At 64.0% G+C, this 14,301-nt stretch carries 18 protein-coding genes; 9 read left to right on the forward strand and 9 right to left on the reverse strand.

The genetic code is table 11. The features are described 5' to 3' along the window. The first annotated feature begins 159 nt into the window (after window positions 1-159). From ssuD to NKJ88_RS26095, 3 genes are read left to right on the forward strand one after another with little or no spacing between them, the layout of a single operon-like run. Window positions 160-1,329, forward strand: a complete 1,170-nt coding sequence (gene ssuD / locus NKJ88_RS26085) for an FMNH2-dependent alkanesulfonate monooxygenase (protein WP_352446116.1) — start codon at window positions 160-162, stop codon at window positions 1,327-1,329. Beyond that, window positions 1,326-2,102 carry an ABC transporter permease subunit gene (locus NKJ88_RS26090; protein ID WP_023692926.1) on the forward strand — a complete coding sequence of 259 codons (777 nt, stop codon included), beginning with the start codon at window positions 1,326-1,328 and terminating at the stop codon, window positions 2,100-2,102. Before ssuD ends, NKJ88_RS26090 begins: the two co-directional genes overlap by 4 nt. 7 nt (window positions 2,103-2,109) lie before the next feature. Further along, entirely contained in the window at window positions 2,110-2,913 is an 804-nt protein-coding gene (locus NKJ88_RS26095; RefSeq protein WP_023742008.1) for an ATP-binding cassette domain-containing protein, read from the forward strand. Between the two features lie 322 nt (window positions 2,914-3,235). On the opposite strand, the gene NKJ88_RS26100 is transcribed toward NKJ88_RS26095, so the two are convergent. Then, a complete protein-coding gene (locus NKJ88_RS26100; protein WP_023710328.1) occupies window positions 3,236-3,421 on the reverse strand; it encodes a hypothetical protein in 186 nt (61 codons plus the stop codon). Between the two features lie 310 nt (window positions 3,422-3,731). Here NKJ88_RS26100 and NKJ88_RS26105 point away from each other — a divergent pair, with 310 nt between their 5' ends. The 4 genes from NKJ88_RS26105 to NKJ88_RS26120 all read left to right on the forward strand — a co-directional run bounded on the left by NKJ88_RS26105 (window position 3,732) and on the right by NKJ88_RS26120 (window position 6,973). Beyond that, the gene (locus tag NKJ88_RS26105; protein ID WP_023710327.1) at window positions 3,732-4,091 is read left to right on the forward strand and encodes a septal ring lytic transglycosylase RlpA family protein; all 360 of its coding nucleotides are present in this window, start codon (window positions 3,732-3,734) and stop codon (window positions 4,089-4,091) included. Between the two features lie 251 nt (window positions 4,092-4,342). Beyond that, a complete protein-coding gene (locus tag NKJ88_RS26110) occupies window positions 4,343-5,620 on the forward strand; it encodes a polyhydroxyalkanoate depolymerase (RefSeq protein WP_352446119.1) in 1,278 nt (425 codons plus the stop codon). Window positions 5,621-5,812: 192 nt separating this feature from the next. After that, entirely contained in the window at window positions 5,813-6,430 is a 618-nt protein-coding gene (locus NKJ88_RS26115) for a transglutaminase-like cysteine peptidase (RefSeq protein WP_352446121.1), read from the forward strand. A 336-nt stretch (window positions 6,431-6,766) separates the two neighbouring features. Continuing rightward, window positions 6,767-6,973, forward strand: a complete 207-nt coding sequence (locus NKJ88_RS26120) for a hypothetical protein (RefSeq protein WP_023672099.1) — start codon at window positions 6,767-6,769, stop codon at window positions 6,971-6,973. 95 nt (window positions 6,974-7,068) lie between these two features. Here the strand turns inward: NKJ88_RS26120 and NKJ88_RS26125 are convergent, their stop codons facing one another. From NKJ88_RS26125 to NKJ88_RS26140, 4 genes are all read right to left on the reverse strand, one after another. Beyond that, a complete protein-coding gene (locus tag NKJ88_RS26125) occupies window positions 7,069-7,437 on the reverse strand; it encodes a helix-turn-helix domain-containing protein (protein WP_023686054.1) in 369 nt (122 codons plus the stop codon). Further along, on the reverse strand, window positions 7,437-7,955 hold the full coding sequence (locus NKJ88_RS26130; protein ID WP_023672101.1) for a Smr/MutS family protein: 519 nt from the start codon (window positions 7,953-7,955) through the stop codon (window positions 7,437-7,439). Before NKJ88_RS26130 ends, NKJ88_RS26125 begins: the two co-directional genes overlap by 1 nt. Continuing rightward, complete coding sequence (mltA, locus tag NKJ88_RS26135) at window positions 7,952-9,052, reverse strand: murein transglycosylase A (RefSeq protein WP_352446160.1); 1,101 nt, start codon at window positions 9,050-9,052, stop codon at window positions 7,952-7,954. The genes NKJ88_RS26130 and mltA overlap by 4 nt, the downstream gene beginning before the upstream one ends. 79 nt (window positions 9,053-9,131) lie before the next feature. Beyond that, window positions 9,132-9,836 (reverse strand): Tim44/TimA family putative adaptor protein, encoded by a 705-nt coding sequence (locus NKJ88_RS26140; RefSeq protein WP_023672103.1) that lies wholly within the window; start codon window positions 9,834-9,836, stop codon window positions 9,132-9,134. Window positions 9,837-10,032: 196 nt separating this feature from the next. On the opposite strand from NKJ88_RS26140, the gene NKJ88_RS26145 reads away from it, so the two are divergent. Continuing rightward, window positions 10,033-10,533, forward strand: a complete 501-nt coding sequence (locus NKJ88_RS26145) for an FxsA family protein (protein WP_023714414.1) — start codon at window positions 10,033-10,035, stop codon at window positions 10,531-10,533. A gap of 142 nt (window positions 10,534-10,675) precedes the next feature. Continuing rightward, window positions 10,676-11,176: a protein-export chaperone SecB gene (gene secB / locus NKJ88_RS26150; RefSeq protein WP_023672105.1), complete on the forward strand. Its 501-nt coding sequence runs from the start codon at window positions 10,676-10,678 to the stop codon at window positions 11,174-11,176. Window positions 11,177-11,438: 262 nt separating this feature from the next. Here secB and dnaQ read toward each other — a convergent pair whose 3' ends face one another. From dnaQ to NKJ88_RS26170, 4 genes are all read right to left on the reverse strand, one after another. Continuing rightward, the gene (gene dnaQ / locus NKJ88_RS26155) at window positions 11,439-12,143 is read right to left on the reverse strand and encodes a DNA polymerase III subunit epsilon (protein ID WP_023698097.1); all 705 of its coding nucleotides are present in this window, start codon (window positions 12,141-12,143) and stop codon (window positions 11,439-11,441) included. 125 nt (window positions 12,144-12,268) lie between these two features. Then, the gene (gene coaE / locus NKJ88_RS26160; protein ID WP_352446162.1) at window positions 12,269-12,853 is read right to left on the reverse strand and encodes a dephospho-CoA kinase; all 585 of its coding nucleotides are present in this window, start codon (window positions 12,851-12,853) and stop codon (window positions 12,269-12,271) included. 27 nt (window positions 12,854-12,880) lie between these two features. Further along, window positions 12,881-13,708 carry a shikimate dehydrogenase gene (locus tag NKJ88_RS26165; protein WP_023698099.1) on the reverse strand — a complete coding sequence of 276 codons (828 nt, stop codon included), beginning with the start codon at window positions 13,706-13,708 and terminating at the stop codon, window positions 12,881-12,883. Then, on the reverse strand, window positions 13,701-14,300 hold the full coding sequence (locus tag NKJ88_RS26170) for a Maf-like protein (RefSeq protein ID WP_023698100.1): 600 nt from the start codon (window positions 14,298-14,300) through the stop codon (window positions 13,701-13,703). Before NKJ88_RS26170 ends, NKJ88_RS26165 begins: the two co-directional genes overlap by 8 nt. Between the last annotated feature and the right edge of the window lies 1 nt (window position 14,301).

The raw sequence follows: 14,301 nt of genomic DNA on the forward strand, positions 1-14,301 counted from the left end.
CCGCCCCCCCCGTTCCGATTAAAAACGAAAACGCTAACCCCCACCGGGGGGCCAACCCCCCCCGGGGGGGGCCCCCCCGGGGTAAATTTAAATTCCCGGTGGGGCCCGGGGGTAAAACCGCCGGGCGCCTTTGCCGTTTCAAGCTTCAGGGATTTCGCCATGACCGCTTCATCAAGCCCGCAAGCCGGCCCGCTCGATTTCTTCTGGTTCATCCCGACGCATGGCGACGGCTCCTATCTCGGCTCCGAACAGCTGCAGCGGCCGCCGGAGTTCGCTTACTTCAAGGAGATCGCACAGGCCGTCGACCGGCTCGGCTTTCCCGGCGTGCTTTTGCCGACCGGGCAGAATTGCGAGGATTCCTGGATCACCGCTTCCGGACTAGCGGCGCTGACCGAAAAGCTCAAATTCCTGGTGGCGCTGCGGCCCGGCGTGACGCTGCCGACCTTCGCGGCGCGCCAGACCGCGGCGCTCGACCGGCTGAGCAATGGCCGCCTGCTGCTCAACGTCGTGGTCGGCGGCAACCCGACCGAGCTTGCCGGCGATGGCGTGTTCCTGCCGCATGACGAGCGCTATGCCCAGGCGCAGGAGTTCCTAACCATCTGGCGCGCGCTGGTGTCGGGCCAAAGCGTCAATTTCAACGGCAAATATTACCGCGTCGACAATGGCCGCCTTGACCTTCTGCCGCAACAGGAGCGGCCGCCGCTCTATTTCGGCGGCTCGTCCGATGCCGGCCAGGAGCTCGCCGCCGATCTCGTCGATATGTACCTGACCTGGGGCGAGCCGCCGGCGCAGGTGGCGGAAAAACTCAGCGCGGCGCGCAAAAAGGCTGAACGGCGCGGCCGCAAACTGCGTTTCGGCATCAGGCTTCATTTCATCGTGCGCGAGACCGAGGAAGAGGCCTGGCGCGCCGCCGACCGGCTGATCAGCCACGTCACCGATGCCCAGATCGAAAATGCCCAGGCCCGCTTCACCAAGGAGATGGACTCTGTGGGACAACGGCGCATGGCCGAACTGCATGGCGGCCGCCGCGACAGGCTGGTGGTTTCGCCCAATCTGTGGGCCGGCGTCGGCCTGGTGCGCGGCGGCGCCGGCACCGCGCTGGTCGGCTCGCCGGAGCAGATCGTCGAGCGCATCCGCGAATATCAGGCGATCGGCATCGACACCATCATCGGCTCTGGCTACCCGCATCTCGAGGAAGCCTACCGCGTCGCCGAGCTTCTGTTCCCGCGTCTCGGCCTGGGCACCAGGCGGGCACGGGCGCATGAGAACATCGCCAATGAATTCGCCGTCGGCTTCCACGGCGCCAACCGCCTTCAGGCGTCGTCATGAGCCTGGCTCAACGGGCCAAACAGAACGGCATCGGCTGGCTGCTGCCGGCGTTGGTCATAATTGGCTGGGAAGCCGCCAGCCGCGCCGGCGTGATGCCGGCCAATGTGCTGCCGGCGCCGAGCGCGGTGGCCGAGGCCTTCTGGCGGCTGACGCTATCGGGCGAGCTGATACAGAACATCGGCGTCAGCACGCTGCGCGCGCTGGCCGGCTTTGCCATCGGCGGCTCGATCGGCTTTGCACTCGGCCTTGCCAACGGGCTGTCGGCGCTCAGCCGCGGCCTGACCGACACGACGCTGCAGATGATCCGCAACATCCCGCATCTGGCGCTGATCCCGCTGGTCATCCTGTGGTTCGGCATCGACGAGGAAGCAAAACTGTTCCTGGTGGCGCTCGGCGTGTTCTTCCCGATCTACGTCAACACGCTGCTCGGCATCCAGAGCGTCGACCCGCAGCTGGTCGAGATGGGCAGGGTCTACGGCATGGACCGCCGCGCGTTGTTTTTTCAGGTGATCCTGCCCGGCGCGCTGCCGGCGATCTTCGTCGGCCTGCGCTATGCGCTGGGCATCATGTGGCTGACGCTGATCGTTGCCGAAACCATCTCGGCCAGTTCCGGCCTCGGCTACATGGCCATGCAGGCACGCGAATTCCTGCTGATCGATGTGGTCGTGCTGTCGATCCTGATCTATGCGCTGCTCGGCAAGCTTGCCGACAGCTTCGCCCGCCTGCTCGAGCGGCTGTCGCTCGGCTGGCATCCCGCCTTCCAGAACGCCTGAGGGTTCGATGCCAACCGCCAGCCTGACCGCCATCCGTTCCTTCGTCGCCGCGCCGGAACCGTCACGGCCGGAGGAGGCCGTCGAAAGGCAGCGCGCCTTTGCCTTCAAGGGCGTGGAAAAGCGCTTTGGCGACAAGGTCGTGCTCGACGGCATCGATCTCGATGTGCCCGTCGGACAGTTTGTGGCCGTCATCGGCAAGAGCGGCTGCGGCAAGAGTACGCTGTTGCGGCTGCTGGCCGGGCTCGATCGGCCAACCGCTGGATCCCTTACATTCGGGCCGGAGGCGAAGGCCGGCGCCGGGGAAGAGAGCCGCTTCATGTTCCAGGAGCCGCGGCTGTTGCCCTGGGCCAGCGTGGTGAAAAACGTCGAAGTCGGGCTGACCGGGCTTGCCACCGGTGCGGAAGCCAGGCGGCGCGCGCTCGCCATACTGGGTGAAGTCGGCCTCGCCGACCGCGCCGACGAATGGCCCTCGGTGCTGTCGGGCGGCCAGAAGCAGCGCGTGGCGCTGGCGCGTGCACTGATCGGACAGCCAAAGATTCTGGCGCTCGACGAGCCGCTCGGCGCACTCGATGCGCTGACCCGCATCGAAATGCAGCAGCTTCTGGAACGCATCTGGCTGGAGCAAAAATTCACCGCCGTGCTGGTCACGCATGACGTCGCCGAGGCGGTTGCGCTCGCCGACCGGGTGGTGGTGATCGACGAGGGCCGCATCGCGCTCGATCTCGACGTGTCGGTGGCGCGGCCGCGCCGGCGCGGTTCGGTCGAGCTTGCCAGGCTGGAGGGCAGGATTCTGGATCAGCTGTTCGGGTAGAGCCTATCGCGGGCAGGGCATTCTATCCGAACCGGATAGATAGGTAACAGAATGGACCGGCAATATGGGGTGGCTGTTTTCTTGCTCGCCGGGTTGGCCCTGTTTGCGACTGCGGGTTTGACCAGCGCCTTCCCCCACTCCGTCACCGCTTCGCGGCGCCACCTCTCCCCCCTCCGGAGGGAGGGGAAGGGAGCCAGGCCGCATAAGTTCGCGCCCCTGCAAGGCTCGCGCCTTTCCTCTCCCCCGTCGATCGGGGGAGAGGTGTCGGGCGACGCTCGACGGAGTGGGGGTCGATCTGTGTGGGTCGATTTTTCGTCGCAACTCACCCCCGCGAACGGCTCGCCCATACCAGCCCGGCGAAACCGACCAGCATGGTCACGATGCCGATATAGAGCCATTGCGACTGGCCGGTCATGAAACTGCCGCCGACCACGCCAATGCCCTGCAGCGACCACAGCGCGCCAATGGCGAGCACGATCAGCGCCAGCAGATATCTGAACAGTCTCATCGCCAAGATTCCTTTCCGAAGTCGATCGTCAACTGCGCCATGACCGTGATGACAGAGCGAAAGGACGGCGCCCAATCGCGCTCTCTTCTACTTGTACTATAACGTCCTGCCTTGCTCACGGAATCTGTGAAACAGCTCGCAATATCGCTGTCGATACGGCCGCGCCACACGAAAGATGCCTGACAAACTGTTTCCCAGCGACTCCAAACGTGTGCCAGTGCCACGGAACTGCCCGATGCTTGCCGCATTTCCCGCCTTATTCGGCACTTAACGGCTGGGGTCTGTCGAAAACGGAGCCAATCCCCCCAACATGAAGAAAACAAACCAGACCGCGCTTGTCGCGGTAACGGTCGCGGCTGGCCTGATGGTCGGTGCATCCGCCTCCTCCGCCGCCGGCCAGTGCGGCCGCGCCTCCTGGTACGCACTGCATTCCAGGACCGCCAATGGCGAACGCATGAACCCGTCGGCGCTGACCGCCGCGCACCGCAGCCTGCCTTTCGGCACCAAGTTGAAAGTGACCAACCAGAATAATGGCCGCAGCGTCATCGTGCGCATCAACGACCGTGGACCGTTCATCAAAGGGCGCGTGCTCGACCTGTCCAAGGGCGCCGCCGGCCAGCTCGGCTTCATCGGCTCGGGCCATACCTCGGTGTGCATGGCGCGCGTCTAGATCTGTCCAAGTCCGGCCCGATCGGGCCGGACGCATCCTGCCCCGTGTCCAACAGCCTTGCATTTTGCAGTGCACATTGAGCCGGCTGCACCCGCCCAACGCGGTTTCTCAAGGCCTCGGACGAAAGATTGGCATATGTCACGCCACGTGACGTATTGCATCGCAGCAATATCTTGTTAACCTCCGCGCGAGACATTCAAGGCTCGGCGCTGTCCGTCGTCCCTTCGGTCACGGCAGCTGCGGAGTACCTGATGTTCTACCAGCTCTATGAAATGAACCATGCCGCCCTGCAGCCCGCGCGGCTTTATGCCGATGCAGTGCGGCTGTTCTACACCAACCCGCTCAATCCGTTTTCGCATACGCCGTGGGGCCGCTCGGTCGCTGCCACCGCCGAACTGTTCGAGCGCACAACGCGCCGCTACAGCAAGCCGCATTTCGGCCTGAGCAAGACCGTGGTCGACTGGAAGAGCGTCGAGGTCAGCGAAAAGACCGTGTGGTCGCGGCCGTTCTGCAATCTCACCCACTTCGAGCGGTCGGTGCCCGCCGGGCGCAAGGCCGACCCCAAGCTTCTCATCGTGGCGCCGATGTCGGGCCATTATGCGACGCTGCTGCGCGGCACGGTCGAGGCGATGCTGCCCTATGCCGACGTGCACATCACCGACTGGGTCGATGCCCGCATGGTGCCGGTGACCGACGGCCATTTCGACCTCGACGATTATATCGACTACATCATCGACATGCTGCATGCGCTGGGGCCGGACACCCATGTGATGGCGGTGTGCCAGCCTTCGGTGCCGGTGCTGGCAGCGGTGGCGCTGATGGAAAAGCGCGGCGATCCCTTCGTGCCCTCGACCATGACCTTGATGGGCGGGCCGATCGACACCCGCCGCAATCCGACCGCGGTCAATCTTCTGGCCAAGGAAAAGGGCATCGACTGGTTCCGCGACAACGTCATCATGCACGCGCCCTGGCCGGTGCCGGGCTTCGGCCGCGAAGTCTATCCTGGCTTCCTGCAGCTGTCGGGCTTCATGAGCATGAACCTCGACCGCCACATCACCGCCCACAAGGACTTCTTCATGCATCTGGTCAAGCATGACGGCGACAATGCCGAGAAGCACCGCGATTTCTACGACGAATATCTGGCGGTGATGGACCTGACGGCGGAATTCTATCTGCAGACCGTCGACACGGTGTTCGTGCGCCATGCGCTGCCCAAGGGCGAGATGACGCATCGCGGCGAGGTGGTCGACACCAAGGCGATCCGCAATGTCGCGCTGTTCACGGTCGAAGGCGAGAACGACGACATTTCCGGTCTCGGCCAGACCCAGGCCGCCCACGATCTCTGCCCCAACATCCCGGCTGACCGGCATGCGCATTACATGCAGCCGGCCGTCGGCCATTACGGCGTCTTCAACGGGTCGCGATTCCGCTCGGAAATCGTGCCGCGCATCGTCGATTTCATCACAAGCTACGGCCGCCAAACACGCGTAGCGGTGAAACCCAAGCTGGTCCGCTCCGCCAAAGGCTGAGGCTCGATCCGGCTGCAGCGTGCATTGCCCGCAAAAGCGGGGCGATTTTGCGCGCCACAGGCGTTCTGTTGCACAATAGACGCTGTTGGGCGGGCGCGGGTAACCATGCCGAAGAATCTGGCTCCCCCGATAATTGACACGGAGTGTAAATCCCCTTTAACCTTTCGTTAAGAACAAGGGCGAACGGGGACAATGACTTCCTCACCGATGGCACGGACGCTGCGCTTGTGGGCGGCAGCAGGGCTGGCGATCTCTGCGTGCTGGGCAGTGCCGGCACTTGCAGGCGGCGCCATGGCGACGGGCGGCATGACCTCGCAGCCGATCGGCCACTATGATTTCTGTAAAACCCAGCCCGGCGAATGCTCGATCCGGCCGAGCAACCTCAACCCCGCCGCGATGACCGACGCCTTCATGCGCAAGCTGATCAACGTGACGTCAAGGGTCAACGCCGCCGTCAAGCCGATGAGCGACTACGACATCTATGGCAAGGACGAGGTCTGGGCCTATCCCGACAAGGGCGTCGGCGACTGCGAAGACTATGTGCTGGAAAAGCGCCGCCAGCTCTCGCGCTCTGGCGTGTCGCTGGCCGATCTCTTGATCACCGTCGTGCGCAAGCCGGACGGCGAAGGCCATGCCGTGCTGACGGTGCGCACCGACAAGGGCGACTACGTCCTCGACAATCTGACCGACAAGGTGAAGATCTGGGACGCCACCGGCTATCGCTTCCTCAAGCGGCAGGCCATCGACAACAGCGGCCGCTGGGTCTCGATCCGCGGCGGCCAGCAGGTGCTGGTCGGCGCGGTTCAGTAAATAAGGACGATGCATGTGAGCGCGTCGCTGCGAACAGCTTCGTCGGAAGCCCGCGGCTAATAACTTTCACGAGATAACCGCAAGTCGGCGCTGCCCCTCATTGCCCTGCCGGGCATTTCTCCCCGTATAGTGACGGGGAGAAAGATGCTGCCATCGGTGATTTCGCCAATCGTCAACGTTGCAAAATAGGCGCAGCGCGGCGGATGAGGGCAGCGCTGACCTCGAAATCTTATCTCTCGAAACGCCTCCTCAAAAAATTTCGCTACCTGCGTGAACCAAACCGTCTCCAGCGGCGACACACAGCCGTAAACAGAAACCCAACCATGGAGACTTCAAATGACTGCTTTCCTGCGTAATGCTTTCCTCGCCGCCATCGCGGTATCGTCCCTGGCCGGATCCGCTATGGCCGACCAGACCGGCTGCGCCAAGAACAACCAGTGGGGCAATCGCTGTTGCGATCTCACCTCGGACTGCCTGGGTGGCGGCCGCGGCGGCGATCATGACAGCACTGGCGGCCGTGGCGGCCAGGCCGGCGCGAAGTAATCTCGCTATATGCCCGCTGGCTAACGGCCGGCGGGCATCGCCTTCAGGATGAAATGCCGGCGCTATTGATGAGCATTCGTGGCCTTGGCGCCGCCCTACTTACGCCGCTCCAGTGCGGCCCGGATCGAGGCGGTGATGCGGGCAAGCTCGGCTTCGCTCAGCTTCTCGATGTTCTCGGCCAGGAGATTGGCCAACTCGGTGGCGGCAGGACTGAGGCCGGACGTATCGAGTCTCACCCGCGGATGTGAGGCCTCGGCCAGACGCGCCAGCTCTTCGGCATCGTCCCAGATGACGTTGAAATAGCCGATGATCTTCTGGATCAGCGTCCAGGTCGGCGCGCCGCGGCGGCCATGTTCCAGCGCCGACAGATAGGCGGCGCTGACTCCGATCGCCTGCGCCATGTCCTTCTGGCGCAAGCCGCGCTCGGCTCGAAGCGCCCGCAGTTTTTCGCCGAACGGCGTCATCAGCGGGTTCGCCTGAGCCGAACGTAGAGCGCGCCCGAACCGCCGTGGTTGCGGGCGGCGTGATCGTGGCTGGAGACCAGCGGCCGGAAGGCAGGCGTCGACAGCCAGGCAGGCACGGCGCGCCGCAAGACGCCGTCGCCGCCCGACGACGACCCTTTTCCCGTAATGACGAGGACATAGCGGATGCCGCCGGCATGGGCCCGGTGCAGGAACGAAAACAGCAGCGAATAGGCCTCGTCCTGGGTCATGCCATGCAGATCGACGCGGCCTTCGATCGGCAGCCGGCCCTTCTTCAGCTTGTCCAATGTCGGCTCGTCCAGCGCGTGCGATACATGCTGCGCCTTCGGCTTGGCGGCGAGGACCGGACCGACAGCGACCGGCGTCTGTGCCGGCTTGGGGTCTACGACGATGTCGGGAATCTCGACCGCGGTCCGGCCCTTCAGCGGTCGGGCGGTGCGCGCCACCAGGTTCCACAGCACCCGATCGTCTTCGTTGAGTTTATCGGGGCGCTTGCTCATCGATTCGATTCCGAAACGAGAGCGCGTGGAACCAAGGCATAGAAATCGGCCGCATTGCGAACGACGCCGGCGATCTCGCCGGCCGCATCGCCGGAGCCGGCGAACAGATCGCCCCGCGCCGCTCCGATGATGGCCGAGCCGGTGTCCTGCGCAATCATCAGCCGCCGGAACGGTTTTCCGTCGAAGGCGGTCAGCGACGGAGCGTCGATGTAGAAGGGGGTACCGAATGTGTGCAGCAGCCGGTCGACCGCGAGCGAACGGCCGGGCGTCAACGGCACCTTGGCGGCGGCGATTGGACCGGATGCGGCATCGTCGACATCGGCTTCGCGAAAGAAGATGTAGGAGCGGTTCTGCCAGAGGATCTCGTCGACGCGATCCGGATGCGCCCTGAACCAGGCGCGGATAGACTGCATCGTCACTTTTTCCAGTGGGATTTCGCCGAGTTCGGCGAGAATCTTCCCCGGACCGCTGAAACGTTGGCCGGATTTGGCGGCGTAGGTGACGCGGCAAAGCCGGCCGTCGGTCATCTTCAGCCTGGCCGCACCTTGCACATGGATGAAGAAGACGTCGACCTTGTCGGCAAGCCAGGCGATTTCCAGGCCTTGGCCGGCCAGCGCGCCTCTCTCGATCTCACTGCGGTCGAAATACTCCACCAGGCCCTGCGGCGTATCGCGGGCGAAGGCGAGATAGTCGTCCATCCCTCGAGGACGGTTGGCGTCATCGATGTCGACGAGGTCGGCCGGCCGCTCCAGTAGCGGCACCGTGAATTCATCCGTGCGCACTGGTGAGGCCTCGACCTCCGGCTCGTAGAAGCCGGTGACCAGGCCGGGGTTTTCGGATCGAATCTGGACTGGGGCGAAATGGCGCTCGAAAAAACCCTTGGCCGCCGACCGATTCGCCGGCGAAACGGTGCGCGCCTCGTCATAAGCGCCGGCAAACGCGTCGAACCGGACGCCCAACGAACCGGTGCGGTAGGGCTTGTTCAGGACATGAAAGGCCGAACGGCGGAAGGCTTCGAAAGCGGGCAGATGGTCATCGGAATTCCAACCGGGAAGATCATCGAAGGACTTTTCCACGAAAAGCGGCGAGAGCGACACCTCAGCCTCGCCACTGCCCATGTTTGCCTGCATGTCGCTATCCCAAAAAAGCTGCCCGCATCGGGCGACATGCATAGGCTCAGTCTTCTTCCTCGGTGGCGACCAGCTTCCAGTTCGGATCGCGCGAGCGTGTGTCGCGGGCGAAGGTCCAGACATCCTTGACCTCGGCCACCGTCTCGGGATCGCCATCGATGACCGCACCCGCCTTGTCGCGGGTCGCCGAAATCAGTTCGCTCACGATGCGCAGCGTGATGTGGGCCTCGCCGCCCTTCATCTCGGCCGAGACGATGTCGGCCTTGTCGATGCCGACGAAGGAGGACTGGATCTTTTCGGCTTTCGCCTCGCGGTCGCCAATCGCGGCAACGAAGCCGTCAAAAACCTCGCGCGACAACAGGTTCTTCAGCGTTTTTCGGTCGCCATCGGCATAGGCCATGACGATCATCTCATAAGCCATCTTGGCGCCGTCGACGAAGACTTTGGGGTCGAAGGAGGGATCATTATCCTTGATCGCGCGCAGGCCCTTGTTGAGGTCGGTGTCGGGCTTTGCGAAGGCATCGATGGCCGCATAGGTCTCGGCAGCCGTCTCGCCCGGCATGCGCTTGCGTGGCAGCGAAACCACATTTTCGGGCTTCTGGGTCGCGTCCTTCTCGGTGCGGCTGGCCGTGTACGGATCGAAGGGCGGGCGCTCGCTGCCCGTGCGGCGGCCAAGCACGTTGCGCAGCTGGAAAAAGATCACCACCGCCGCAATTAGAAAGAAAATGGTGCCGAAGTCGAAGAATCCCATATCTTTCGCCAATCAATCCCTGACCTGGCCGGGACCGCCAGCCAATCGGGCGGCGGTCGCATGGCGTTAAACATGCAAAGCATATAGAACGCATGGCGCAATCATTCAAATCAAAGGCAGGCATACCTATCTAACGGCCTCAGTGCCAGCGGCGATTATGCGCCGCCCGGCAAACATGGAAACGATCGGTCAAGACTTGCGCATTTCCTTCCTTCCTCTGTTCCTGCTTGCGCTGCCGCTGCTGGAAATCGCCGGTTTCGTCATTGTCGGCCGCGAGGTCGGGGCGCTCGCCACGGTCGGCCTGGTGCTGGCTTCAAGCATTGCCGGCGTGCTTCTGCTCCGGCACCAGGGTTTTGGTGTCATGGCGCGGGTCCGCGCCGAGATGGCCGGCGGCGGCGACCCCAGCCGCCAGCTCGCGCATGGCGCCATGATCGTGGTCGCCGCCATCCTGTTGATCATCCCCGGCTTCATTACCGATATTATCGGCCTGCTGCTGTTCCTGCCGCCGGTGCGCGACCTTGCCTGGCGCAGGCTCAAGGGCCGCATCGTCGTCGCGACCGATTTCACCGCCGGCGGTTTTCGCGGTAGGTCGCGCGACAAGGTCATCGACCTCGACGACGGCGACTATTCGCGCGAGGACGATTTCAAGCGCGGTCCCGACCATAACTCGCCGTGGCGCCGCCTGAAGGACGACTGACCGTCGCCTTGAGGACGACTGAGGCTACATCGACCCCTTCGGCCTGAAGGCGGCAAACCTTGTCTTGTCATGCCGACCATGCTAGCCAACGCCCGATTTCAATTCGGTCAGCGCTGCTGTCCAGGCAAAAGGAACAAGGCTCATGGCCAGCAAAGATGACGCGCCGGTCGGCGCCGCCAACGGCAACGGCGAAACGGCGCAGCCGTCGCTCAACGTGCTTGCCCAGTATGTGAAGGACCTGTCCTTCGAAAGCCCCGGCGCGCCGAACTCGCTGCGCGGCCGCGACAAGGCCCCAGGCATTGCGATCAATGTCAATGTCAATGCCAACCCGCTCTCCGACAAGCAGTTCGACGTCAATCTGACCTTGAACGCCAAGGCGTCCTTCGACCAGGAAGTGCTGTTCAATGTCGAACTGGTCTATGGCGGCGTCTTCGCCATCGCCGGCTTCCCGCAGGAGCACATGCTGCCGATCCTGTTCATCGAATGCCCGCGGCTTTTGTTCCCGTTCGCCCGCCAGATCATCGCCGAAGCCACCCGCAATGGCGGCTTCCCGCCGTTGATGCTCGACCCGATCGATTTTGCACAGATGTTCCAGCAGAAGCTGGCCGAGGACCAGGCGGCATCGAAGGTCAAGGTGAGCTGAAGGCAAGCGTCACGCGCATGAGTTGAAAGCCCGGCTTCGTGCCGGGCTTTTAGTATACTGAGATGCTGGCGGGACAGCACCCCCTCTGCCTTGCCAGGCATCTCCCCCTCAAGGGGGGAGATTGGCCGTCATCGCGACCTTCGCCAAATTTAGACGTTGCAGGAATGGGCTGGAGCGGCGAAGCTGCTGATCTCCCCCCTTGAGGGGGAGATGGCCGGCAGGCCAGAGAGGGGTGTGACGGAACGCTACCTCCGCGATCCGTTCACCCCGCCGCCACCTTCAGCCACAGCGCCTTTTCACCGAGCGTCGCCACCAGCCCCGCATGCGCCGCTCGCTCGCCCTCGGTCAGGCGCGGCGGCAGGGCGATTGGCCTGGCGGCGATCGAGATGTCGATATCGGCAACGTCGCCATTGCTGTTGAGCTGCACCACGACGGCGTCGAGGACAAGTGCGGCCTGCTTGCCGCCGATGAGTTCGATGTAGACTTCGGCCAGGAGCTCGGAATCGAGCAGCGCGCCGTGCTTGGTGCGGTGGCCGTTGTCGATGCCGTAGCGGCGGCAGAGCGCGTCGAGCGAATTAGGGCCCATCGGATGCTTGCGCCGCGCCAGCGCCAGCGTGTCGACGACGCGCCCGGTGTCTATGGCCGGCTGGCCGAGCCGCCCGAATTCCGTGTTGAGGAAGCCGATGTCGAAACTGGCGTTGTGGGCGACGAGCTTGGCGCCGTCGGTGAAGGCGAGCCATTCCTCGGCGATTTCGGCAAAGGTCGGCTTGCCGACGAGGTCGGCGGCGCTGATGCCGTGCACGGCTTGCGCCTCGACATGGACGGCGCGCCCCTGCGGATTGATGAATTTGTGGAAGGTGCGGCCGGTCGGGAAGCGGTTGACCAGCTCGACGCCGCCAAGCTCGATGATGCGGTCGTCGCGCATGTCGAGTCCGGTGGTTTCGGTATCGAAAATGATCTCACGCATAGAATCAACCTACTCCTGGAGGAGTAGAATCATGGAGCGGAACAAAATGGCAATGGGTAATGCCGACAGCCTGCCGTCAGGGGCCTGATGGGCGCGACTTATCCCCCAGGAGTTAGCAGGCGAGCTCAGCGTCCTGAGAGCTCGGCAATGATCGCGCCGACCGCGGTGCGGGCGGCGTCCATGCCTTCACCGGTGTCGATGACGAAATCGGCCTGCCGGCGCTTTTCGGCGTCGGGCACCTGCTTGGCCAGGATTGCCGCCAGCTTTTCCTCACTCATGTCAGGACGCGCCAGCACGCGGGCGCGCTGGATATCGGCCGGCGCGGTGACGACGACGACCTTGTCGACACGGTTGCGGCCGCCGGTTTCGAACAGCAGCGGAATGTCGAGCACGACGAGCGGCGCGCCGGCGGCGCGGTGCCTTGCCAGAAAGGCATCGGCATCGGCCCGCACCAGCGGATGGACGATCGCCTCCAATGTCTTCAGCGCAGCAGCGTTGCCGAGCACGCGGCGCGCCAACTCGGTGCGGTCGACCGAACCGGCAATCACGGTGCCGGGAAAGGCCGCCTCGACGAGAGGTGCTGCCTTGCCGGCATAGAGGCGATGCACGGTCTCGTCGGAGTCATGCACCGGCACGCCGTCGTCGACGAACATTTTCGCCGTCGTCGACTTGCCCATGCCGATCGATCCGGTGAGGCCGAGCACGGTCATCATTTGGCGCCCATCATTTGCGACCCATCATTTGGCGAGGATGTCGGCGACGATCATCTGTCGCAACTCAGGCGTGACCTGCGGCATCTTGCCGAACCAGCGTTCGAAACCGGGCACAGCCTGGTGCAACAGCATGCCGAGCCCGTCGACCGTCTTCAAATTTCTCGCGCGGGCAGCGGCAAGCAGCGGTGTTTCCAGCGGCACATAGACGATGTCTGCGACAATGGCGTGAGCTGGCAGGCCGGCCGGATCGGCGGCCAGCGTCGCATCGCCATGCATGCCAAGTGCCGTCGTGTTGATCAGCAAGCCGGCATCGCCAAGCAAGTCGCCGACCGCGCCATGCGCCGAGACGCCGGCCCCGAAGCGGTCGGCGAGTTCCTGCGCCCGCGCCAGTGTGCGGTTTACGATGCGGATATCGTTGATGCCGCGCACTTTAAGCGCGTGGATGACCGCGCGCGACGCGCCGCCGGCGCCGAGCACCACGGCCGGAGCGTTTCTCTCCCAGCCCGGGGCATGCTCGTCGAGATTGCCGGCAAAGCCGATCCAGTCCGAATTGCCGCCCCACAGCACGCCGTCGTCCAGCCACAGCATGTTGACCGCGCCGATCATCTCCGCCGCTTCGTCGCGGCGCTCGACCCGGGCGAAGGCGACTTCCTTGTGTGGAATGGTGACGTTGCCGCCCTGATAGCCATTGGCCTCGAGCGACGAGAGGAACTCGGGAAAATCGGCCGGCGCGACATCGATCGCATAATAGCTGCCGTCGATGCCGTATGTGTTCAGCCAATAGCCGTGGATCTTCGGCGAGCGCGAATGCGCGATCGGATGGCCGGTGACGAAAGCTTTTTTCTCAACCATCAATGGCTCCGAGCGCACGCAATTCCGCCAGCACCGGTAACAGCGGCAGGCCGACAATGGTGAAATAATCGCCTTCGATCTTTTCGAACAGCTGGATGCCTTCGCCCTCGATCTGGTAGGCGCCGACGCTCGACAACGCCTTGGCGCCGACGCGGGCCAGGTGCCGGCCGACGAAGGCCGGATCGAGCTTGCGCATGGTAAGGCTGGCGATGCCGACATGGCGCCACAGCACCTTGCCGTTGCGGCAGAGCACGGCGGCGCTGTTCAGCTGATGCGTCTTGCCTGACAGCGCCAACAGATGGCGGCGGGCGCCTTCCATGTCGGCCGGCTTGTGGAACACTTCATCTCCCAGTGACAAAGTCTGGTCGCAGCCGAGCACCAAGGCGCCCGATCTGCGTTCGCTGACCTCGGTCGCCTTGGCTTCGGCGAGTATCAGGGCGACATCTTCCGGCGACACACCGCTGTCCTGCAACGGCGCCTCGAGCGCACGCTCGTCGACATCGGCAGGCACCGCTTCGATGCCGAGCCCGGCATTGATGAGCATTGCTTTGCGGAACGGGCTGCCGGAGGCGAGGATGATTTTTTCGGTCATG

It is taken from the genome of Mesorhizobium sp. M0016 (assembly GCF_040324035.1).
Classification (GTDB): domain Bacteria; phylum Pseudomonadota; class Alphaproteobacteria; order Rhizobiales; family Rhizobiaceae; genus Mesorhizobium.